Consider the following 22154-nt stretch of genomic DNA (forward strand, 5'->3'; position numbering starts at 1 on the left):
TCGTTTATTGGGAATGCTTAATTTTATGCGACTTAGCTCGTAATCTTTGCGGAAATCGCCTTGAAGAATCCCATAGGCATCACAAATTCATGTGTCTCGCCTTTGCTGACTGGGTTCCAAGTCAAATCATCAGGGTCTAGCTCAACGCGTTCGGCAGTTAAAGCTTTGATCCATCCAATGAAATCTAAGGGCTGCTCGAGTGCAGAAACGGATGCGTTGTGGAGTTTTTCAAAGGCCTGAGCACCAGCAGCTTCATCTTCACCGCCCACAATCAATACTGAGAGCGGCTCATCAATTTGCAAAATTGCCATTTGACGAATCATCACCATGGCCTTTTTGAGGGAATCTTGATCGCTTGCGGTTACTAATATGCGTTTGATATTACTGCCGTAGTAGGCAACGATATTTGCCTGAGGATCAATTGTCGGAAAAACGATGTAGTCGATATCAATTTCATGATTAACTAAGCGTTGATCCAGCTGAGGATATTTAGCAAAACGATGGGCGATCTCTGGGCGCAATTTAACGCTCGTGGCATACCAAAAATTCTCTTCAATGGCTTTAATGCTTCTTGCCAAATTGATGGAGCTAGTAAACACTTGTCCTAAGTCATAGCGGACTGGGTATAAAAACCCGGACATTGTTTTGCGATCTGATAAAGCAATCTCATCAATCAGAAGTACCCTGTGACCCAACTGCTTAATACTATGCGCTGTGCCATGACCCAAGTGAATAGTGGAGTCTGGATCGAGCGTACTGGCAATACAAATGACCCTCGATAACTCAGCGCCAAAGATATTGCGTAAACCCGCAGCTTGATCCACGCTACCTGTAGTTGTTGTACTCATTGATTGACTTTGCGAATCCAGTCACCCAGGTGGTCTGAAAGAAGAGCGGGTACCTGTTCATCAGTAATCGAGAAGGTTTCTGAGAAAGCACGCATTGCCATCGCACGGTGACTCAAGTAATTAATATCGGGCTGACTGAGATCTTCGGGAACGCGTTGACCATTAGAGACAAACATGACTGATAAATCATGACGAATCACGCTATCAATCACTGGTGCAAGATGGGCTGCCTCATCAATCTTGGTGATGATGACAGAATCCAGTTTTTCACCATTGGCATTTTGCATAGCCTGGTTGTGCAAGCTGATCACTTCTTCTTGGGTGCGTAGATCGGTAGTAGAGCTCATGACTAAAATGCGACGTGCCTTGTTAGAGCCATGCTCTAGTAATTGAGATTGCTCAACCATGAGCGTATCGCGTTGGCTCACACCGGCGGTATCTAGCAGGACAATCTTGCGATTAGAGAAGTCCTTAATCTTTGCAGCTAAATCTTCGCTATCTCGTACAGCTGTGACTGAAAGCCCCAGGATTTTTGCAAATGTTTTGAGTTGCTCTTGAGCGCCGATACGATAGGTGTCGGTGGTAAGAAGAGCAACTTGGTTGCGGCCATAGCGCAATACACAGCGTGCAGCAATTTTGGCAACAGTTGTTGTTTTGCCAACCCCGGTAGGTCCAATAAAGGCAAAGACGCCGCCACGATCAAAGATGTCAAAGGCATGCGATGTCTTGATCATGCATTTCACTTGCTCACGAGCATTTTTTAGCAATGCTGGCAAACTCAAGTCCTGAGGCAAGTTACGTGCAATCTCGGCGCATAGCTTGGGAGAGAATCCGCTATTGAGAAGGTGTTTCACGATCTCGGTAACGTGGGTATTTTCCTGTTGGATATTTCCCCAGAAATTACCGGCAACATGCGATTGCAGTAAATATTTAACTTCACTGATCTCAGAAAGCAGCTTTTCTACTTTAGGTGAACTACCTGATTCAAATATATTGGAGACTGCTGGGGCGGCATTTACTGCAGGTGCAGCGGCCGCAGCAGGCGCATTTGCTTTTTGTAATCCGGCTTCCGAGATGCGATGCGCCTGAGCCGCATTGAGAGCTGAAACTCTAGCTGCATTGAGAGCTGCAACATCTTGCGCTGCTTTTGCATTGGCAGCAGCAGAGGCATTAAATATCGCGTCATTATTGGACGGATTGATTACGCTGCTATCACTGCGCTGAATACGTTCAGCATTGTTAAAGGAAGTTGGTAAAAATGCTTCTGCACCAGGAGCTCTGACAGAGCGACCCGCTCTAGCTGGGTTGCGTCTTAAGCTACCCGCAGGAATTTCGCCATATGGTTTTGGCGCGGGGGCTTGGGCGCGACGCGCAATAGCGTTTTCAAACTTGTCTGACAGACCAGATTGAGCCATCGATCTTTCTGAAAAAGGGCTGGCTTCACTGCTAAGGGCATCGAGCGATTCGGAGCGTGTGGATAGATTGGCTAAATCTTGTGAAGTAATGGCAATAATTTCTACGCCTTGGTCGGTGTCTTTAGTGGAGAGCACCATAGCGTCAGAACCCAATTCTGTACGAATCAGCTTTAACGCATCAGCGGTATTGGCTGCAATAAATTTTTGGGGGCCCATGCTTAAACTCCGGAGTAGATCTCTTTAATAGTGATTTTAGGGGTTTTTGCCCGTTTGGGAACAAAGAACCTTGAAGAAAGCCAGATTGGAGGTTGGTGGTAGCTCACTTAATGCCAATACCACCGCCTGAGGGCAGACCCTGCGAGCAATTCTGGAGATGGTGGTTCTAGTCCGTGTGCCACTGACAATGACTGGCGGCAGGTTTTGGTTTTCCATCTCCTGAACACCCCTGATAACCTCTTCCCCAAACATGCGGGCTAAAGAGGGCTCAATCAGCCCATCCGGAGCAATGGCTCCAGCACCAATCGATTGCTCAATGAGGCGCTCAAACTCTGGCTGAATTCCCAATACTTGATAGTTATTGCCATCACCTAAAACATCTTGAACGATCGTGCGACGCAGTGCATAACGAATATGCGGCAAGATCTCTAAAGGATCATTGAGTTTGCCCGCATATTCACTAGAGATTTCCAAAATGGTGCGCAGATCTTTGATGGGAACATTTTCTTCCAGCAGTAATTGCAAGATGCGCTGCAGCTGCGCCACGGTAACAATTTTCGGTATGACATCCTCAACCAATTTCGGGTAACTCATCTTGAAGTGATCAAGCAGGTCTTGGGTTTCTTGTCGACCTAATAGCTCGGCAGCATGCTGATGAATGAGGTGATCTAAATGCGTAGTGATGACTACTGCAGGTTCAACGACGGTATAGCCTTTAGCAATGGCTTCATCGCGCATGGTGCGCTCAATCCAAACAGCAGGCATACCAAAGGTTGGATCTTTCACTTCGATGCCCGGAATTTTATCGGTACCACTTTGTTGAATCGCTAATAGGCGATCTGGCAAGCACTGTCCTCGTCCAATCTCAGCACCGTAAAGCAAAATACGATAAGTCTCAGCACTCAGTTGCAAGTTGTCCCTAATATGTACAGACGGAATTAAAAATCCTACTTGAGTAACGAATTTTCGGCGAATCGCTTTAATGCGTTTAATGAGATCACTCTCATCACCTTTGTCTACCAATGGAATGAGGCGATACGCTAATTCAAGGCAGAGTGGCTCAACGATTGGAACATCTTTCCACTCTAGCTCCTCATTAACAACTGGCTGAGCCAAAGCTACTTTAGTTGCTGCAGCCTCTCTCTTAATGCGTTGGTGGGTTAAATAAGCAAGACCACCAAAAAGGGCAGCAAAGCCTAAGAAGATGACATGGGGCATACCAGGCAAGATGCCCAAGATGCCGAGCACTCCAGCTACAACGCCCAGTGCATTACTGTTCGCTTCAAACTGCTTGGAGACCTGACCGGAAAAATCATCCTCGGTGGCAACGCGGGTTACCAAGATACCGGCCGCAGTAGAAATAACGAGCGCTGGAATCTGCGCAACTAAGCCATCACCAATTGTCAGTGATGCAAAAGTGGAAAGCGCCTTGCCAAAATCCATGCCATGTTGCAGGACGCCAATCATCACACCACCGATGAGATTGATTACCAAAATCATGATGCCGGCCATCGCATCGCCACGCACGAACTTGGACGCACCGTCCATGGAACCAAAGAAGTCTGCTTCTTGCGCTACATCAGCGCGTCGTGATTTTGCTTCTTCTTGCTGAATAAGACCAGCATTGAGATCAGCGTCAATCGCCATCTGTTTACCAGGCATGGAGTCCAAAGCAAAGCGAGCAGAGACTTCCGCTACGCGGCCGGAACCTTTGGTGATCACCACAAAGTTAATGATCGTGATCACAATAAAGATCACGATACCCACCGCAAAGTTACCGCCAATCAAGAAAACACCAAAGGCCTCAATCACCTTACCGGCAGCATCCGTTCCTTTGTAACCGTCCATCAACACAATACGAGTCGAAGCGACGTTAAGGGACAGGCGAAGTAGGGTGGTTAACAGTAATACCGTTGGGAAGGCAACGAAATCTTTAAAACTCTTGATATTGATCGCTGTAAATAGAACGATGATGGACAGCGCAATATTGAAGGTAAAGAGCACATCGAGAATGATGGCTGGCAAGGGCACCAGCATCATGATCAGTACTAAAAGTACCAAAATCGGGATGGCGCCTTGTGCCGATGGGCTCGGCAACTTTGAGGTGTCAAAACCCAATATTTTCATGCGATAGGTCTATTGCCTGATAAATGATTAAAAATTGCCAAAAAACTGCACTAAATCAGTAGGCGCTAACCTATATATAGTGTTTAGCACCCCAATAGACCCTAAATATACTGTATTTCAGGGGAAAAAACATTAAAAATGGCAATAATTGCCGCATTTTTTAGACAAAAATTGCCTCTCAAAAAATAGCGTTGGTGGGCTAGAGCTTATAAGTTGAATTTTAATCAATTAAGGCTCATATTTCGACATTATAAATATATAAGTATTTGATTTATATGGGAATATTTTTTATTTCAGAATAATTGATAAAAAGAGCTAAACACTCTCGGAATAATTGCCGTATAAGACGATAGGGAGTCACCCCTTCTTTATCTAAAAAGATTGAGTGATTTATGGTCAATGCTTTCTAAAGATGTTAATTTCGCAAGAGGATGAGTTAGAAAAATCATGTCAGGTGTAGTTTTTTCAACAGGAAATGTGGCGAGCACACAGTATGCAAATGTGTCGCAGGGTACAAGCACGCCTGTAGATGCTGCTCCAATAAAGATTGCTACTCCTGCTGTTCCAAGCGATGCGGAAATAGTTTCCAAGGTAGCTAGCACTGAAATAAAACCTTCTAATGTTGCTGAAACAGCCCAAGCATCCAGAGTTGCAATTGATAGAGCAGCTGAACAAATCCAAAGCTTTGTTCAATCTATGGGGAGAGATCTGAGGTTTTCAATCGATAGTGCAACTGGATATCATATTGTAACAGTTACCAACCCCCAAACTGGAGAAGTGGTGCGTCAAATGCCATCCCCGGAATTGCTAAAAATTGCACAAAGCTTACCGCAATATAAGAGCGGCCTGGTAAATCAAAAAGCTTAAAACTAAAGCCTGATTAAAGGATTTGGCTTCCGGCTAGAGGGCTTATCAGGTATAGGTTGTAGCTTTACTCATCCACAATTCTTGTGCTTAATCGAACTCTAAGATTTAATTCTCAATTCCATCATTGAGGTGAACTAAAGTATTCGCTAGCTCTCCATAAATAGAGGCTAAAGAGAGGAGTCGTACATTTACGATGTGATACAAATTCAAGCGAAAAGCAACATGCTTTTAGCGGTTAATCAAAACACTGGAGTAGACTTAAAGTTTTAAGTATTGAAATAAAGGGTGGGGATGAAGTTACATATAGGCGGCTTGCAGGCCAAAGATGGCTGGAAGATTCTGAATGTGCAAAAATTTACGAATGTAGATTATTTGGGCGACATATCAGACCTTGAGCAATTTGAGGATTGTCAATTTGACGAGATTTATGCAAGCCATGTTTTGGAGCATGTGCCTCAAAAAAAAATGCTGGCAACGTTTCAGGGAATATTTAGGGTCTTATCCCCTGGCGGTCTTTTTTATATTTCGGTTCCTGATTTAGATATCTTGTGTCGCACCTTCATTGACCCAAAATTAAACCCTAATCAGAAAATGCTTACTATGCGCATGATGTTTGGGGGGCAAATGGATGAGCACGACTTTCATTACTTCGGCTGGAATCAGCAATTTATGATTGATTTTTTGCGGGATGTTGGATTTACTCACGCACAAAAAGTCGAATCTTTTGATCTTTTTGAGGATACGAGTAACTATATGCCCTTTGGATTTCCAGTTAGCTTAAATATTATTGCGAGAAAGTAGCATTTATGAATTTAATAAATAAATAAATTGGCTGGTGAAATGCCTTTGCGCCACATAGTTACTACCTCTGAATATCCACGCTCGATGCTGCGTGTATAAGACTCAGTATCGAATAATTTGGAGGTTAATCTATTTTTAGCAATGTTTTCTCGGACTAAATCTAATTTATCTCTGTTATTAGCGAGATTAATTGCGATACGCTCATACTCATCCTCTGAGTACGCTATTAATTCAGGTGTATTGAGTGATTTGAGAATGCTTCCCGCAACTCTACTAGAAAATGTTCTTCCTGCTAATGTCACAACAGGAAGGCCTGACCAAAGTGCATCACTAGCAGTGGTATGAGCATTGTAAAAAAAGGTATCAAGAAATAAATCAGCTAGTTTAAGTCTTGCTAAATGGTCTTTCATCTCCGGCAATCTTTGTGCAAAAACGATTCTTTTTTTATCGACACCATATTTTGAGAATTCCGCCAGTAATCTATCATTAGCTGCGCTAAAGTTATTTGCAAGCCATAGAATGCTGTTTGGGGTAGCATTAAGGATATTCATCCAACATTTCATTACCCTTGGATTTATTTTGTATGAATTATTAAAGCATGCAAATACAAATTTGCCTTCTTCTAGGCCGAACTCTTTTCTGGCTGGGATTGAGTCAGCAATTTTTTTCGTCGAGTCGTTTACTTGGTAACTAGGAAGATAAATTATTTTTTCGGTATAGAAACTTCTAGCATCCTCGGGAATTAAAAATTCATCTGCAATAATGTAGTCATAAGCAGTGTTAGCCATTGTTCCTGGGAATCCAAGATAATTTATTTGGATTGGCGCGCATCTTTTTGAGAATATCTCAAATCTTGCTCCTGCTGTGTATCCACCTAAATCAATTGCAATATCAATTTCCATATGGCGACACAGATTTACAACTTCATCATCTGATAGGTCTAGGGTATTAATTACTTTATCTAGCGAGTTATCTATTCTTACTCTTGATTCATCATTAATTATTGGACCATGCGAGAATCCTATTATCTCAAATTGGCTTTTATCATGGAATTCAAACATCCCTGAAATTAAATGGGCTACTGGATGATTATGGAAATCGGCAGAAAAGTATCCAATTTTAATTTTTCGAGAAACTTCATTGCCCTTAAATTTAATTTTTTCAACTGAAATTAAATTTTTATCTTGAGCATAAATTCTTGCACATTTTTGCTCAATTTTGGGTTCATTTTGAATCCCAATAAGCGGAAATGGCAGCGAGACCTTTTTATTTTTTTTAACACCTTCTAAAACCTCGCTCAAGAGCTGGTCAAAATTTCCCCAGTCCCATGCGATCATTTTCACGTGTAATAGCATGCCAAGCAGATAATCTAAATTTGGATTCTTGGCTAGAGCATATTCATATGCGTTTTTAGCTTCATCATACCTTTTAAGCTCGCGTAGTAAATCCGCATAATTACAAATGGGATCGATGAAGTCCCCATCCAATTCTATAGCCCTTCTAAAACAATTGAGAGCATCTTCCTTTTCCCCGTATTTGGAAAGTGCGCTCCCTTTATTATTGTAGAAAAGTGCAGCCTTAGGATCCAAGGTAATAGCTGAGTTGTAATCATCAATAGCTTCTGCATATTTATACAGTGCAGCTTTGGCAAGCCCTCGATTATTTAGTGCCAGCGCAAATTGTGGATCCCAACAAAGTGCATTGTTGTACCCCTCTATTGCACTGTCAAATTTGCCCGTTAGATAAAGTGCGTGAGCTTTGTTGTAATAGGCGTGTACATTTTGTGGATCAAGATCAATACATTTGTTATAGGCATCAATTGACTGAGGAAATCTTTTGAGATCCTGAAGGGCATTCCCAAGGTTAAAGTATGCGGAAGCATAGTTGGGGTCAAGGCTTATTGCTAGTTTGAAGTTGTTAGCTGCCTCCAATGGGCTGTTTAGATTTTGAAGGGCAATCCCAAGATTATTGTGCACCGCAGCATATTTCGGATTGAGTTTCTTTGCTTTTCTAAGTAGTTTGACAGCCAGCTCGAATTCCTTGTTTTGGGAGTGAATGACGCCTTGCAAATGAAGAGCATCAAAGTGATTTGGACATATCCTCAATATTTCCTGGTAGATATTTGAAGCCTTTGCCAGATCCCCAGATTTTTGATGGTTGAGGCCATTGTGAATGAGTTCGTTGAGTTTTTGCTCGATAGATTGATTCATTGATGAATTATGTATGGATGCTATTTGTGGGTGTAGAAGAGGGCAAAAAATGCCATTCTATTTGAAAAAAATCAATTAATACAAGCACTTGCAAAATTAACTAACCACAAACATGTATTTATCCGTTTGAAAAGTACGAGGCAATTTAAATAAGTTAGTGAAAGTCTAAACGAAAACTTAAAACTTGCCGTTAATTCAGATATCGGGATGTCGATCCCATTAGGAGAAAAAAATGTCAACAGTAATTAACACAAACCTAGCTTCGCTTTTTGCGCAAAATAGCCTGTCCAATGCTCAGAACAATTTGGCAACATCTGTCCAAAGACTATCTTCTGGTTTGAGAATAAACAGCGCAAAAGATGATGCAGCAGGTTTGGCGATTTCCCAAAATATGCAGAGTCAGATTAATGGTACAAATCAATCAGTACGTAATTTATCTGATGCAACCAACTTATTGCAAACCGCAGACACATCACTTTCATCAATTCAGGATATGCTCTTGCGTCTAAAGCAATTATCAGTCCAGGGCTATGATGGATCACTTTCGGCTAATCAAAAACTAGATATTGTTCAGGAGATGAAAGACCTCAATACTGAAATCAATGCTACCGCTCAACGCACAGCATTTAATGGAATTAATTTATTGACTTCTGGCTCTTCGATTGACTCTGTAAACTCAGATTTAGTGGCCGGCCAAACCTTAACAACCACTGCGGTTGCTGTGGCAACTACTGCAGGTACTTTGGGTGTAGCTACCAAAAACCTCGGTGATGCTGCAACATCTACTTATTCAATTGCAATTGACCCAAGTCTTGCTACTCGCACACCTGGTACCTATACATTCACAAGCCTTAATAACCAGTTGACAATGACTGGCACCTTTAATGGCCTTTCCCAGTCTCAGACTGTTACTGTTGCTGATGCACCTTCAGACAACTTGGCCGCAAGAACAACAAGTCAGGTATTGAATTTTGATAAGTTTGGGGTTGCCTTCACCTTAAATACTACTAACGCCGCAGCTGCGTCTGAAACTGGTGCAGTTTTAGCTGCCGCAATTGTTACTAAGGGCTCTACATTAGTCATTAATGGTGTTAACGGTGATGTTACTGATGTTCGTTTATCTGGCGTTGCACCTGGAACTTACACAATGGCAACAACTGCAACTGGTGCTGATTATTTGAAATTGTCTGGCACTATTAACGGTGTATCTACAGTACAAGAAATTCAACTATCAACTAATGCTGCAAACGCAACAGAAACTGTTAACTTTAGTAGTTTTGGTATTCAGTTTGATATTAAGAGTTACCAGCAACAGACGGGCGCACAGTTGGTAACCGCCTTGACAACAAGAACAAGCGGCGCGGGCTCAACAACTGGGGCAATTATTGTCGGCTCTGGAAATAACAGTGCATTGAAGTTCCAAAGCGGTCCAACTTCTGATCAGTTTATTCAAATCGACACTTTGAATGTGCAAACTGGAAGTAGTGGATCAACAGCTGGTCAAGCAATTGAGATGATGACGCTAGGCACTCGTATTACTTCATCATCAGCCGGTAATTTAGGAACCCTCGGAGCTGGTGATACGATCGATACATGGCAGACCGCATTTAAAAATGCTGCCGCTGCGGTAGATAATGCTCTCGAATATATATCTACTAAGCGTGCAACTTTCGGCTCCCAAATGAATCGTTTGAGCTTTGTGTCTACAAACTTACAAGCTCAAAGCACTAACTTGCAAAATTCACGTTCTGCAATTATTGATACAGATTTTGCAGCTGAAACTGCAAAATTGACTAAAGGACAGATCATGCAGCAGGCTGCAACAGCAATGTTGGCGCAGGCCAATCAAATGCCAAACGTAATCTTGTCTTTATTGAAATAAGTAATTTGCAAAGCAATACACAAAAATCAGGGTGACCTGATTTTTGTGCCTTAGGAATACGCATTATGTAGTTAATGGGAGGTAATATATGAGTCAAGTCGCCGCATTGAATTCTGTGCCACAGCCAATGGCAGTTGGAGTAATGCAAACGGCTGGTTCAGTACCTGAGCGAGTAGCTCAGCCAATTCGCAGTGATGCGGAGGTTGTGTCAAAAGCTGCCAGCACTGAAATTAAGCCATCTGCAGTAAATGAGGTAACGCAGCCAACGCGCGAAGTAGTTGCCAAAGCTGCTGAGCAGATTCAAAGTTTTGTTCAGTCTATGGGCCGCAATTTAAGCTTTTCTGTTGACAGCACAACTGGTTATCACATTGTTCGCGTAACAAATCCGGAAACTGGAGATGTCGTTCGGCAATTGCCAACTGAAGAATTAATTCGTATTGCCCAAAGTTTTGAGCAATTAAACGCAACTTTAGTGCATCAAAAAGCATAATATTTTCGTGCCAAGTCTAGTCTTGGCACGAAAATTGCATAAATTTATCTACCTCAGCATGCTTTTCTGGGAACTAATTTCTTTAACAGCGTTGTATTGATAAGGGTGGGAATTTAAGAAATGGCGGTTTCTTCATCTAGTGCAAGCACTTCTAGTGCGGGAGCTGCCTCCATAGATGTGGCTAGTATTGTTGCTCAATTAATGACAGTTGAGAATAAGCCACTAGATGCGCTTGCCGCCAAAATTTCCCAGCAACAGGTAGTTATTAGTGATTTAGGGACAATTAAGAGCAAAGTTTCGGCATTAGGGGATATGCTTAAAGCTTTCCAAAATCCCGCCTCTTACAATAGTGCTGTTGCCAGCACAACCGATTCAACGATCTTGCAGGCTAATGCCGCAAATGGAGCTATACCAGGCAGTTACAACGTAACCGTTGGCTCTACCGCATCCGCATCAAAATTCACTATCTCCGGGTATTCTTCGATGACGGATTTGGCGGGTATCAACTCTGTAGCGGGATTTTCTATTACAGTTGGGTCCACGACTTACAACACCTTGGGGACGCCTGCTGGAACGCCCTCTCTTGCCGCAAGTGCAACTATTGGTGATTTACGTAATTGGATCAATGGACTTGGCGTGAACGTAAATGCTAGTCTTGTTCAAACCACTGATTCTTCGCACTATGCATTGATGATTCAAGGAACGCAAACTGGAGTTGCTAATGCTCTTAGTTATGCTGGTCTAGACATGGTTTCAGGCCCCTCAATCGTAATTACTTCAGGTTCTGCGGATGTGCCAACCATCACTGAATCTGCAAGCGTAACTTTTAATGCTTTGACGGCAGGACAAACCCTGGTTATTGGCGGCTTGACCTTTACAGCTGGCACCAGTGGCGCGACAGCAGATCAAGTTGCTGCAGCGTTTGCTGGCATCGCAAATGAGGAAACCTATACTAGTATTAATACTGACAAGGGATTGGGGGATGCGAGTGGAGGCGCTTTTACGGCCGGAAGCTTAAGCGCTTGGTCCAGTGGGTCTGCCACCGGTGCCAACATTGTATTTACTAGTGATATATCGAATTCTAATGTTGATAATCTTGTGAGCTCAGGCTCGGCTGGTGGTCTTACTGCAACTACTGTAAGCACGGCACAAGATGCGGCCTTTACAATCAATGGAACGGATTTTGTTAGATCGTCTAATGCTGTCGGGGATGTTATTGACGGGGTTGCTTTAAATTTGGTTTCTTCCTCTGGCACGACGCAGGTCTTAAATATTGCTAGGGGCGCAGATAATTCAAAGCAAACCATTGCGAACCTAATTAGTGCATACAATGATCTTGTAAGCACTTATAAGTCCATGACTGCAAACCCAAGCAATTCCAGTGCAAACAAGCTAGGGACATTTGCTAACTCACCAACAGTTTTATCTTTTATTGGTGATATAAAGTCTAAACTTTCGAGTGGGGCAACTTATGGCAGTCCTGATCCTGTAACTGGTAAATTAAGCACTATTAGTTTGAGCGCCATGGGAATGGATTTGCAGCTTGATGGAACAATAAAGTTTAATGATGCAGCTTATGCTTTGGCTAGCAACAAAGGGTTGCAAAGTATTTTATCGGCAGGGGTCAAAATTGGAGGGGTTACAGGTACGCTATCTTCCAACCCCAGAGTTACAACAACGCAAGGCACCGCTTCAAGTAATGAGTCTGCTAGTGTTGCATTTAGTTCAATGTCGCCAAACGAAACCCTATCTTTTGCTGGATTAACTTTTAAGGCTGGATCCAGTGGAGCGAGCGCAGCGCAAGTGGCATCTGCATTTTCGTCACTCTCGCCAGCAGGTACCACAGCAGACAGCTTTAACAGCAGCAAATCTCTTAGTGCATTAACTGGTGGAACCTTTACATCTGGAGTTTTAACGGGATGGTCTAGTGCAGGAGCGATTGGCACCTCCGTTGTTTTCACAAGCACAACTTCAAATGCTGATGTTGCTGATTTAACCTCGACACAAACTGCTGGAACTACAGATCTACTGGCATTTATTAACTCGCAAGTTGGCACAAATGGCGTTTTGTCCTTGGAGATACTGGCCAAAACAACTGCATCTAGTAACTTAACGAAGCATCAGGCTGATTTGCAAGCGCGACTGCTAACAATTCAAAATAATCTAACTGCCCAATACTCAGCTTTAAATGCACTTTTATATCAGCTAAGCTCAACAAGTACTGCCTTATCAAGCGCATTTACTGCTTTGACCAACAGTCAAAGCAGTAATTAATGATTGGCGTGCTATCTACGGGGAATTATTAGTGATGAATAAATCTGCTCGCGCCTATGCTGCAAATGAAGTGCTTACTGGGGTTAATGGCTCAGACGCAGGTCAACTGATTGTTCTAGTTTATGAACGAGTCTTTGATCATTTGAAATTAGCCAAGAATGCTCTGGATAATGGCGAGTATGGAATTGAATCTTTTACTAAAGCTCATGACCTTATTCAGCAGGGTTTGTTGGCATGCCTTGATTACGAAGGTGGAGGTGAAGTTGCTTTAAGTCTCGGTGCTGTATATGAATGGACTTTACGTGAGATTTTAAGTGCACGATTAAATAAATCCCCTGAGAAAGTTCAAGAGATTTTGGATGTATTGTGGCCGCTATATGAAGCATGGTTGGTTTTGGCTCCAAAAGATGAAATAGTACATTTGGTTTCAACTTCAAGTGTTGAAGTCAATATTTCTCAGGCCACACATTACTAGAATTAATTTGGTGCTGTCGTGCTATCAGAGATATGATGGCTAGCATCATTAACATTAGCGAGGATTGAGTATGGCCATACCAATTCCCTCGAATTTACCCATCAATCCTGTGGTGGATTACCACCGCAATGATTTAATTACCCCTCCATCTGCACCAGCGGTTGTCGAGAGTCTTGGTGCAATCGACCCCCGGGTAGCATTAAAGATGCCCTTACCAGTTGGGGATTCATCTGCTAGCGCCGCTATGCACGATGCATTGCAGAATGCCGCTGCTAGAGCGGGTGCCGCTGTTGCATCTGAGCCCAATGTTGATCAGGCAGTCTTCTTAGAGCTTTCATCTATGACCGGTGATCTGGCAGAGGCCTCAGGTAATCCGTCTCAAGCTCGAGTAACGAGTTTGTTATCCCAGAGCCTGGCGCGCATGGATACCCTGGGTGGTGCTGCACTTGGGCAGCTGCTCTCAGATATCTTGGCGGTTGATGTGCCTCAGCTTGGCAAGTCCATTACTACAGATGCAAAGGCTGCTATAGCTCAAAATGCTGTGGTTAATTGGCCTGGAGCTAGTACTCAAACCCCACTTGTTAATGTCGCGGATCCTAAATTGGCAATGGCGACTTTGTATCAAAATCTGCAGAGCTCAGGAATATTTGCAGCTGATCAGCTCAAGCGCTTATTGTTTCCTGCAAGTGAGGAAGACGGAGCACCATTAGCCACCAGTAACAGTGTTGAGACTGAAACCGCAAATTTAGTTAACCAGCTTTCAACAGACTCACCGGCAGTACGAGACTCAGTCAAATTACTTTTGCGCGGAGATATTCTCTGGCAAGGGCAACTGATGCCAAACGTCCAAGGGCGCTTATATCGCGAGGATGCATGGGAAGCAGATCCAGATCAGCCTGGGCAATTACAAAAAGGTAGCCGCATCACGATGGAAGTTACTTTGCCAAACTTGGGCCCATTTAAAGTTGTCGGCACTCAGTTTGGCGAAAGTGTGCACGTAGCAGTAGAAGGTACTCCTGAGGCGCAAAGCACCCTGACAAATGCTTTTTCAGATTTGCTAGAACAAATACGCGCGCAAGTTGATCCTGATACCAAAGTCAGCCTAAAGGGTGGGGGATCATCCAATGGATGAGAAAAAGATCCGTAAAGCAGTTGCGCTTGCCTATGAGGTCAATAGCGCTGCACCACGCATTACCGGACAAGGTGAGGGCTTTGTGGCCGAAGCCATTTTGGCCAGGGCAAAAGAATTTGGTATTCCAACCAAAACAGAGCCAGAGCTAGTGGAGTTTTTAATGCAACTCAAACTGAATGAATTAGTGCCCCCTAAACTCTATGCTGCAGTGGCTGAAGTGCTGGCTTGGGCCTATGAGGTGGATGGCAAAACCGTACCCAATCCAAATAACATTCCGATAGATTCTCGATAAGAGATCTTGGTAATAAAAAAGCCCAGTTGAACTGGGCTTTTGCTTGTCTGGGGGCTTGGACTACTTAAACTTGTAAGTTAGTCACTTCTTTGTAAGCATCCACCAATCTGTTACGAACGGCAATCATCCCTTGCAAGGAAAGGTTGGCTTTTTGGAGGGAGACGATCACGTCTTCCAGTGAGGTATCTGATGCACCAGTTGCGAAAGACTGGGCTTTAGCTTGAGCACTATTTTGGGCGGTATTAACATTTTCAATGGCGTTTTTGAGAACTGCAGAGAAATCAACACCATTGCCAGCTTGGTTATCAGTAGCGACAGGCTGACCACTGGCTGCAGCGGCTAATGCCTGCATCCGGGTAATCATCGAATCTACGCTGGTTGTTGTGCTCATGCGCCTAATTATCTAACAAAAACAATCAAAATACTCATTCATTTAGAAAGCCAGCTTCTTTATAGGCTTTCAGCTTGTAGCGTAATGCCCTTGCTGAGATACCTAATACTTCTACGGCTTTCGTTCTATTTCCATTTACTTCTGCCAAAACCTTGAGAATGTGCTCACGCTCAACCGACTCAATATCCTGACTCACTTCACCCTTAAATAATGCAATTTCTGTGCCATTTTGGGGCATATTGCTATCTGGAGCTGGATTTATTGCTGCTTTTGGGGAGTGATCGACTGTGGCTGTGTGGGTCAGTTGGGAGTCATCCAGCTCCAAGTCTTCCGCATAGATTTGATCCCCGTCTGCCAATAAAACCGCTCTTTGGATAATGTTCTCAAGTTCGCGGACATTGCCAGGCCAAGGGTACTTTTGTAAAAGAGCTCTGGCTGCCACACTCAGGGTAAGCGAATCACGACCAATATTTACGCTATAGCGTTTGAGAAAGAACTCCGCTAGGGGAATGATATCCAGCGGACGGTTACGCAATTCCAGAACATGAATCGGGAATACGTTTAGGCGGAAGTACAAATCCTCCCTGAACTTGCCTGCCTTGACTTGCTCCTGAAGATTGAGGTTAGTAGCTGCAATGATTCGCACATCTGCCTGAATCGAATCCGTAGATCCAATGCGTTCAATCATTTTGTCTTGCAATACGCGCAATAGTTTGGCTTGAAGCGGTGCTGGCATTTCTCCAATTTCATCTAAGAAGAGAGTGCCTTTATGAGCTTGCTCAAATTTACCTGCTTGTGATTTGGTAGCGCCAGTAAATGAACCTTTTTCATGACCGAACAAAATCGATTCCAGCAAAGTCTCTGGAATGGCAGCACAGTTAATCGCTACGTAAGGACCTTTTGCGCGCTTAGATGTTTTATGAATGTGATGCGCAATTACTTCTTTACCTGCACCAGATTCACCTGTCACTAAAACGCTCGTATCGGTTGCAGCTACTCGTTCACATCTTGTGAAGGTAGCAATACTTTGTGGATCTACGGCAATCACGTTGTGTTCAGCAGGTCGAATCTGTGAGCCCACTTCTTTAGTTTTTGGCGTGGCTTCTACTAGAGCAGATGCTTCAGGTGTGCTTGCAGAATTCGTTTCTGGTGGGTAATAGCGAGAAATAATTTCAATGAGTTGTTGTGGCACAAAAGGCTTAATCAGAAAGTCTCTTGCACCTGCTTTCAGTGCCTCGACAGCAAGCTTGGTATCGGCAAAGGCAGTCATGATGACCACTGGTAAATCGGGGCATTCTGTTTGTGCAATCTTGAGCAGATCTAAGCCGGTCATGCCAGGCAGCTTGTAGTCTGTAACCAATACAGTCTTGAGCCCAGGGCGTAAGAGGGGCACTACTGTCTCAGCTCTTTGGTGGGTCACAAAGTCAATATTTTTCATGCGCAGCGTGACTGCAATAGCCTCTCTGAGGTCTTCATCATCCTCAACCAGAATCACAGGGAAACGTTGATCAATAGCGTCATTCATTTCAATAGTTCGTTTCTCAGTATTTATTGTTGCGTGATGGGTAAGGTAATCTTGAAGACTGCACCGTGCTTGGTGTTGTGAACGGCAATCGTTCCACGGTGGGCATCTAAAGTATTTTTGGCGATCGATAGACCAAGACCAGTGCCATTAGCGCTGGTAGTAGAGAAGGGCTCAAACAAGGAGTCAATGATGGTGCTCGCAATACCGGGGCCTTGATCTTCAATGGTGATGATCAATTTCTTTGAATCAATATTTGCAGTCAGTAAGACAGTATCTTGAGGCTGTGAGACTGCTAGTGCGTTTTCAAGAATAGCCACTAATGCATTCGGAATAGATTTTGGTTCTACTAGCAACATGGCTGTCTCAGAAATATTGCACTGAACATTGAGCTTTACTTGCTTTGTTTCAAACAGGGCCTGAATGCTAGCTTGCGCTTCATCAATTAGTTGTTTGGCAGATGTAAGAACAGTTTTGGTGGGGCGATTAGAAATAAATCGCAACATGTCTTGTGAAAGTTTTTCTAGATCAAGTAATTGCTTGCGTAAGCGCAAGGCAAACTCTTTAGCCATCTCTGGCTGCACTTCATCATCACAAAGATGGGATGAATACAGAAGGGCGGTAGCAAGTGGTGTGCGAAATTGGTGTGCAATACCGGCAGCCATCTTGCCCATGGCAGTGAGGCGATTTTCGCGCTGGGTTTCTTGGTGAAGAGCAATGTTGGCGGTAATGTCTTGAATCTGCACAAAGCTACGTATGCCCTCGTCAATGCGAATGACCTGAACCATTTTTTGCGGGGAGTTGCGATCCTCGGCATTACCAATCAGGTACTCTCCAGGGGCAATAGAGGCTTGCCAATCATGTGGCAACTGAAAATGATTGCCTGTGCTTAAGCTAGGTAAGAACTGAAGGACTGCTGGGTTATGAAGCAGAACAATATTGTTCTCGAGCAGTATTACTCCAGCTGGAATGGCATTTAATAGGATCCCTAAGCGCTGATTGGACTTTTGCAACTCGGAGCTGAGTTGATTGATCTTCTCTTGAAGAGCTGCTTGCTGAGTCTCGAGTTTTTGAGATTCCGCATAAAAAATGGCAAATGCTTCCTCTAGGTGCTTAGCAGCTAGAGTGGGATCTTTCTCAGCGGTTATATTGGGGGCTGACTTGGTCAATGTATTTATCTATGGCTAAATGCGTATTAAATGACTTTGGTTTTGTAATAACTAGGGCGGCAAATTTTGCCTCTTTATTCCCATAGAATATCAATATTTAGGGAAAAAAGGCAAAAAGGTTCTATATTTAGTGATATTATGTTTACAGAATTTTTACCTGATTTGACGGAATCGACCCATTGAGCGAAGAGGCAAAGCCCGGAATACAGGAAAGCGAAAAGGATGCAGCAGTAGTCAGCATTGGCTCTAAAGCCGCCTCCGCAGCTATTCCAGCGATGGCCCCATCTAAGGGCAAGGTCAAACTCCCCTCAAAATTAGGCGAACTCCAACAGCGTTTTGGTGCTCTTGGTCTACAACAGCGCCTGATCGTACTTGCTGCACTCTTCCTCTTTATTGCAGTCTTGGTCTTTGTTTCGATTTCCGGCCGAAGTAGGGATGACTACCGCGTACTTTTCTCCAGTATTAACGAGCGTGACGGCGCTGCGATCGTAGCTGCCTTGCAGCAGATGAATGTTCCTTACAAGTTCACAGAAGGTGGTGCTGCTATTTTGGTGCCAGAGTCATCTGTTTATGAAACCCGTTTGCGCCTTGCTGGACAAGGGCTTCCCAAGGCGGGCAACGTTGGTTTTGAGTTGCTTGAAAACCAAAAAATGGGTACCAGCCAGTTTGTAGAGCAGGTGAACTATCAGCGTGGTCTTGAGGGTGAGTTGGCTCGTAGCATTAGCTCATTGGCGCAGGTTAAATCTGCTCGTGTGATGTTAGCCATTCCTAAGCAAACCGCATTTATGCGTGAGCAAGAAAAACCCACTGCATCTGTTGTCGTCACAATGCATCCTGGTCGATTCTTGGATGCTCAGCAAGTTGCTGCCATCACGAATTTAGTAGGTTCTTCAGTGCCTAATCTAGGCCCAGCCAATGTCACTATTGTTGACGCTGAAGGTAGTCTCCTAGCCCCCAATGCCCAACGTTTAATGGGCTTGGATAGCAATCAGTTGAAATATGTAGCGGAACTTGAAGGCGCATTATCTAAGCGGGTTCAGGCCATCTTAGAGCCCGTCACTGGTAAAGAAAATGTACGTGCTCAAGTAACGGTTGATATGGATTTTGGTGAGCTTGAGCGAACCGAAGAAACGTTCGGTCGCAACTCACCACCAAATCAGTCCTCCATTAGAAGTCAGCAAACAAACGAAGCAGCAACACCTGGATCTGCAGCGGCAGGCGTCCCTGGTGCGCTCACCAACCAACCTCCTGGTGGCGGTCAGGCGCCTATTAATGCGGCAGGCGGAGCTGCTGCTGGGCCGCAGAATCTCAATGCACCGCCATCAAGTTCAAGCTCTACTGCTAGCAACATCAAAAAAGACTCAACAATCAACTACGAGTTAGATCGTGCGATTCAGAGAATTAAATCTGAAAAAGGTCAAGTCAGAAGAGTGTCTGCTGGTGTAGTAGTGAACTACAAGCAGCCCACCGGGGTTGATAAAGATGGTAAGCCACTCAAGCCTGTGCCTTATAACGCCAAAGAGTTGGACCAGATTAATAACCTAGCTCGTGATGCTGTTGGCTTTAATGAGCGTCGTGGTGATAGCGTCAGTGTTGCCAATATTCCGTTTAAGGTTGAAGCTGACGTTGAACCTCCTTTTTACAAGCAGGCGGGTGTAATTGAGCTCAGCAAAGAGTTCTTTAAGTTTGCGATTATTTTGGGATCTCTAGGTATTATTTTCTTTGGCGTTGTGAAGCCTTTACTCTTTCCTAAGAAGATGGATGAGGCCTTGGAAGAGCAGCGTATAGAAGAAGAGTTTGATGAGAAGATGAAGGCTGAGATGGCCCAAATGGATCCGAAAGCTCGCGACAAGCGTCGCATGGAAATGGAATTGCTCAAAGAGCGTCAGCGAATTGCTGAGGAAGAAGAGCGCGCACGTCTTGAGGAAGAGCGTGCCAAGCTTGAAGAAGATCGTAAACGTGCTGATGAAGAGAAGAAGCAAGAGTACGACGAGTTACTCAAGTACGCGCAAGAATTTGTGGAGGAGAACCCTAAAGTGGTCTCCTCTATCTTTAAAGAGTGGCTGGCCGATGATGCCGAAAAAACAAATACTGCTAATGCCGCTGCGGCAAACGCTGGTTGAGATAAAGAGTAGATAGACATGGCTGACGAAGAAACCGGCGCCCCCAAACAGCTCTCGATCGCTGAAGCTCTGAAAGAGGGCGTCAAGGGCGCAACTCAATCTGGAAGTTTGACTTTCGAGGAGCTGGATGGTGCTTCGCGCGCTGCCGTGGTGTTGTTGGCAGTAGGTGCTGAATCTGCTGCAAATGTTTTGCGTCAAATGACGCCATTTGAAGTGCAGCGCCTATCCGGAAAGATGGCGGTTGTTCGCTCCTTAAGTCGCGATCTTGTATTGCAAGTGTTGCGTCAGTTTAAGGATGTCACTGCGAATAACTCACAAGTGGCTTTCGATACCGATTCCTTCATGCAAAACATGCTGACTAAAGCGATGGGCGCTGAAGGTGCTTCTGATTTGCTCGGTCGTCTAGAGTCCACGCTCGACATGTCGGGTATTGAAACTCTGAAGCGTATGGAATCTGATGTTCTGTACGAGATGATTAAGAATGAGCATCCGCAAATTATTGCTACAGTGATGGTGTTCTTGGAACCATCGCAAGCAGCCTCTGTTCTCAAGTTGTTTGCTGATGATTTGCGTAACGAATTGATCTTGCGTATTGCCTTATTAGAGAAAGTCCAACCAGCTGCCTTGAAAGAATTGAACGAAGTCATGTCACGATCCGCAGGTCCAGATGCCGACTTCCGCAGAAGCACCGTAGGTGGTGTTGTGCCTACTGCAGAAATTCTCAATATGCTGTCCGGTGGCTTGGACAAAGAAGCGCTCAATACGATTCGTAACTTTAATGGCGAATTGGCTGATGCAATTCAAGAGAAGATGTTCGTGTTCGAGGATTTCAACGACATCGAGGATCGTTCACTACAGACCCTCTTGTTAGAGGTTCCGCAAGAAACTTTGATCGTTGCTCTGAAAGGCGCAAGTCCAAAGTTGCGCGAAAAGCTCTTCAAAAATATGGCCAAGCGTGCTGCCGATGGCGTGCGCGAAGATCTCGAGACTCGCCCACCAGTCAAGGTACAAGAAGTCGAAGAGATGCAAAAAGAAGTTATTCGTGTTGCACGTGTCTTGGCTGATGAAGGCCGCATGATCATGGAAAGGGGCAAGTCAGCCGATGCCTTCCTCTGATGAGGACTCCCTGCTGACGAGGTGGGAGCCTCCCTCCTTTGATCCTCCAAAGCCCCCTAAACCTCCTAAGGTTGCGCCTATTCAATACCCAACGGTTGAAGAGGTTGAGGCGATTCGCGACAACGCCTATAAAGAAGCTTATGAGTTAGGCTCAAATCAAGGTTTTGTAGAAGGTAGGGATGCCGGTTACAAAGAAGGCAAGGAATCAGGCTATCGCGAGGGTTATAAGCAGGGCTATGTCGAGGCAGACGAAGAAACTAAACGTTTACAAGATGCTCTGGGTCAATTGCTTGAATCAATCACTGGAATGCCTGAGGCCATTGCTGAGCCCCTCACACAACTGAGTTTTGAGATTGCCTCTCGCCTTGCTGCCAATATTTCAATGGAGCGTGCTCCGTTCGTAGCGGCTGTTCAAGAAGCCTTGATGCGTCTTCCACGCCCCGGTGAAAATCTTTACCTGCGTCTGCGAGCAGAAGAGGTTGAGACTTGGAAAAAAATTGTTGATGATCCCGGTCTCCCATTTGCCTGCACTATTTTGGTTGACGCGGATGTACGCCCAGGACATGCTTATGTTGAGGTGAGTGGTGCACGTATTGATGTGGGCCTTGAGGCACGCTTAGCTCTCGTCAGAAACGCCTTAGGTTTGGATGGCACTGCTGAAGAGCTCGCAACGGTGAACACAGAAGCCTTGATCGATAGCAGCATCAATATGCTTGAAGATGAATCTAGTGATGACTCTCACCTGGATGAAGAGCGGAACCTAGATCTCCCTGACTCTGGTGAGGTGGAGAAAGAGTGAGTCAC

General features: G+C 44.4%; 18 protein-coding genes. 11 read left to right on the top strand and 7 right to left on the bottom strand.

Annotated features, from left to right (window positions below; translation table 11 throughout):
* Positions 1–32: 32 nt before the first annotated feature.
* The 3 genes from FD975_RS02245 to flhA are packed head-to-tail and all read right to left on the bottom strand — an operon-like array spanning position 33 to position 4606.
* Positions 33–848 (bottom strand): hypothetical protein, encoded by an 816-nt coding sequence (locus tag FD975_RS02245; protein ID WP_215302751.1) that lies wholly within the window; start codon positions 846–848, stop codon positions 33–35.
* Positions 845–2479 (bottom strand): flagellar biosynthesis protein FlhF, encoded by a 1635-nt coding sequence (gene flhF, locus FD975_RS02250; protein ID WP_215302753.1) that lies wholly within the window; start codon positions 2477–2479, stop codon positions 845–847. The genes FD975_RS02245 and flhF overlap by 4 nt, the downstream gene beginning before the upstream one ends.
* Before the next feature lie 36 nt (positions 2480–2515).
* Positions 2516–4606: a flagellar biosynthesis protein FlhA gene (gene flhA / locus FD975_RS02255; RefSeq protein ID WP_215302755.1), complete on the bottom strand. Its 2091-nt coding sequence runs from the start codon at positions 4604–4606 to the stop codon at positions 2516–2518.
* A gap of 447 nt (positions 4607–5053) precedes the next feature.
* Between flhA and FD975_RS02260 the strand changes: the two genes are divergently transcribed.
* Both FD975_RS02260 and FD975_RS02265 read left to right on the top strand, forming a co-directional pair.
* The gene (locus tag FD975_RS02260; protein ID WP_215302757.1) at positions 5054–5473 is read left to right on the top strand and encodes a flagellar protein FlaG; all 420 of its coding nucleotides are present in this window, start codon (positions 5054–5056) and stop codon (positions 5471–5473) included.
* A gap of 291 nt (positions 5474–5764) precedes the next feature.
* The gene (locus FD975_RS02265) at positions 5765–6274 is read left to right on the top strand and encodes a methyltransferase domain-containing protein (protein WP_215302759.1); all 510 of its coding nucleotides are present in this window, start codon (positions 5765–5767) and stop codon (positions 6272–6274) included.
* An 11-nt stretch (positions 6275–6285) separates the two neighbouring features.
* Here the strand turns inward: FD975_RS02265 and FD975_RS02270 are convergent, their stop codons facing one another.
* Positions 6286–8484: a tetratricopeptide repeat protein gene (locus FD975_RS02270; protein ID WP_215302760.1), complete on the bottom strand. Its 2199-nt coding sequence runs from the start codon at positions 8482–8484 to the stop codon at positions 6286–6288.
* A gap of 232 nt (positions 8485–8716) precedes the next feature.
* Here FD975_RS02270 and FD975_RS02275 point away from each other — a divergent pair, with 232 nt between their 5' ends.
* The 6 genes from FD975_RS02275 to FD975_RS02300 all read left to right on the top strand — a co-directional run bounded on the left by FD975_RS02275 (position 8717) and on the right by FD975_RS02300 (position 15029).
* Positions 8717–10366 (top strand): flagellin, encoded by a 1650-nt coding sequence (locus FD975_RS02275; RefSeq protein WP_215302762.1) that lies wholly within the window; start codon positions 8717–8719, stop codon positions 10364–10366.
* Positions 10367–10454: 88 nt separating this feature from the next.
* On the top strand, positions 10455–10856 hold the full coding sequence (locus FD975_RS02280; RefSeq protein ID WP_215302764.1) for a flagellar protein FlaG: 402 nt from the start codon (positions 10455–10457) through the stop codon (positions 10854–10856).
* A 120-nt stretch (positions 10857–10976) separates the two neighbouring features.
* A complete protein-coding gene (gene fliD / locus FD975_RS02285; protein ID WP_215302765.1) occupies positions 10977–13130 on the top strand; it encodes a flagellar filament capping protein FliD in 2154 nt (717 codons plus the stop codon).
* A gap of 34 nt (positions 13131–13164) precedes the next feature.
* Positions 13165–13605: a flagellar export chaperone FliS gene (fliS, locus tag FD975_RS02290; RefSeq protein ID WP_251371441.1), complete on the top strand. Its 441-nt coding sequence runs from the start codon at positions 13165–13167 to the stop codon at positions 13603–13605.
* Between the two features lie 70 nt (positions 13606–13675).
* Positions 13676–14737 (top strand): hypothetical protein, encoded by a 1062-nt coding sequence (locus FD975_RS02295; RefSeq protein ID WP_215302769.1) that lies wholly within the window; start codon positions 13676–13678, stop codon positions 14735–14737.
* Entirely contained in the window at positions 14730–15029 is a 300-nt protein-coding gene (locus tag FD975_RS02300; protein WP_215302770.1) for an EscU/YscU/HrcU family type III secretion system export apparatus switch protein, read from the top strand. Before FD975_RS02295 ends, FD975_RS02300 begins: the two co-directional genes overlap by 8 nt.
* A 64-nt stretch (positions 15030–15093) precedes the next feature.
* Here FD975_RS02300 and fliE read toward each other — a convergent pair whose 3' ends face one another.
* From fliE to FD975_RS02315, 3 genes are read right to left on the bottom strand one after another with little or no spacing between them, the layout of a single operon-like run.
* Positions 15094–15420 (bottom strand): flagellar hook-basal body complex protein FliE, encoded by a 327-nt coding sequence (gene fliE, locus FD975_RS02305; RefSeq protein ID WP_215302772.1) that lies wholly within the window; start codon positions 15418–15420, stop codon positions 15094–15096.
* A gap of 34 nt (positions 15421–15454) precedes the next feature.
* Positions 15455–16945: a sigma-54 dependent transcriptional regulator gene (locus FD975_RS02310; RefSeq protein WP_215302773.1), complete on the bottom strand. Its 1491-nt coding sequence runs from the start codon at positions 16943–16945 to the stop codon at positions 15455–15457.
* 23 nt (positions 16946–16968) lie between these two features.
* Positions 16969–18111: a PAS domain-containing sensor histidine kinase gene (locus tag FD975_RS02315; RefSeq protein ID WP_215302775.1), complete on the bottom strand. Its 1143-nt coding sequence runs from the start codon at positions 18109–18111 to the stop codon at positions 16969–16971.
* 179 nt (positions 18112–18290) lie between these two features.
* On the opposite strand from FD975_RS02315, the gene fliF reads away from it, so the two are divergent.
* Genes fliF through FD975_RS02330 form a run of 3 tightly spaced genes read left to right on the top strand, consistent with a single transcriptional unit; the run spans position 18291 to position 22149 of the window.
* The gene (fliF, locus tag FD975_RS02320; RefSeq protein WP_215302776.1) at positions 18291–20234 is read left to right on the top strand and encodes a flagellar basal-body MS-ring/collar protein FliF; all 1944 of its coding nucleotides are present in this window, start codon (positions 18291–18293) and stop codon (positions 20232–20234) included.
* 18 nt (positions 20235–20252) lie between these two features.
* Positions 20253–21350, top strand: a complete 1098-nt coding sequence (fliG, locus tag FD975_RS02325; RefSeq protein WP_215302778.1) for a flagellar motor switch protein FliG — start codon at positions 20253–20255, stop codon at positions 21348–21350.
* On the top strand, positions 21337–22149 hold the full coding sequence (locus tag FD975_RS02330) for a FliH/SctL family protein (protein WP_215302780.1): 813 nt from the start codon (positions 21337–21339) through the stop codon (positions 22147–22149). Before fliG ends, FD975_RS02330 begins: the two co-directional genes overlap by 14 nt.
* Positions 22150–22154: the final 5 nt, after the last annotated feature.

The organism is Polynucleobacter sp. AP-Jannik-300A-C4, from assembly GCF_018688335.1.
Lineage (GTDB): Bacteria > Pseudomonadota > Gammaproteobacteria > Burkholderiales > Burkholderiaceae > Polynucleobacter.

Bases quoted from the DNA above. Each gene is read 5' to 3' on its own strand.
- FD975_RS02260 (WP_215302757.1), top strand. From the start codon at position 5,054: ATGTCAGGTGTAGTTTTTTCAACAGGAAATGTGGCGAGCACACAGTAT.
- FD975_RS02280 (WP_215302764.1), top strand. From the start codon at position 10,455: ATGAGTCAAGTCGCCGCATTGAATTCTGTGCCACAGCCAATGGCAGTT.
- FD975_RS02295 (WP_215302769.1), top strand. From the start codon at position 13,676: ATGGCCATACCAATTCCCTCGAATTTACCCATCAATCCTGTGGTGGAT.
- FD975_RS02300 (WP_215302770.1), top strand. From the start codon at position 14,730: ATGGATGAGAAAAAGATCCGTAAAGCAGTTGCGCTTGCCTATGAGGTC.
- fliD (WP_215302765.1), top strand. From the start codon at position 10,977: ATGGCGGTTTCTTCATCTAGTGCAAGCACTTCTAGTGCGGGAGCTGCC.
- fliG (WP_215302778.1), top strand. From the start codon at position 20,253: ATGGCTGACGAAGAAACCGGCGCCCCCAAACAGCTCTCGATCGCTGAA.
- FD975_RS02275 (WP_215302762.1), top strand. From the start codon at position 8,717: ATGTCAACAGTAATTAACACAAACCTAGCTTCGCTTTTTGCGCAAAAT.
- fliE (WP_215302772.1), bottom strand. From the start codon at position 15,420: ATGAGCACAACAACCAGCGTAGATTCGATGATTACCCGGATGCAGGCA.
- FD975_RS02265 (WP_215302759.1), top strand. From the start codon at position 5,765: ATGAAGTTACATATAGGCGGCTTGCAGGCCAAAGATGGCTGGAAGATT.
- FD975_RS02245 (WP_215302751.1), bottom strand. From the start codon at position 848: ATGAGTACAACAACTACAGGTAGCGTGGATCAAGCTGCGGGTTTACGC.
- flhA (WP_215302755.1), bottom strand. From the start codon at position 4,606: ATGAAAATATTGGGTTTTGACACCTCAAAGTTGCCGAGCCCATCGGCA.
- FD975_RS02270 (WP_215302760.1), bottom strand. From the start codon at position 8,484: ATGAATCAATCTATCGAGCAAAAACTCAACGAACTCATTCACAATGGC.
- flhF (WP_215302753.1), bottom strand. From the start codon at position 2,479: ATGGGCCCCCAAAAATTTATTGCAGCCAATACCGCTGATGCGTTAAAG.
- FD975_RS02330 (WP_215302780.1), top strand. From the start codon at position 21,337: ATGCCTTCCTCTGATGAGGACTCCCTGCTGACGAGGTGGGAGCCTCCC.
- FD975_RS02310 (WP_215302773.1), bottom strand. From the start codon at position 16,945: ATGAATGACGCTATTGATCAACGTTTCCCTGTGATTCTGGTTGAGGAT.
- fliS (WP_251371441.1), top strand. From the start codon at position 13,165: ATGAATAAATCTGCTCGCGCCTATGCTGCAAATGAAGTGCTTACTGGG.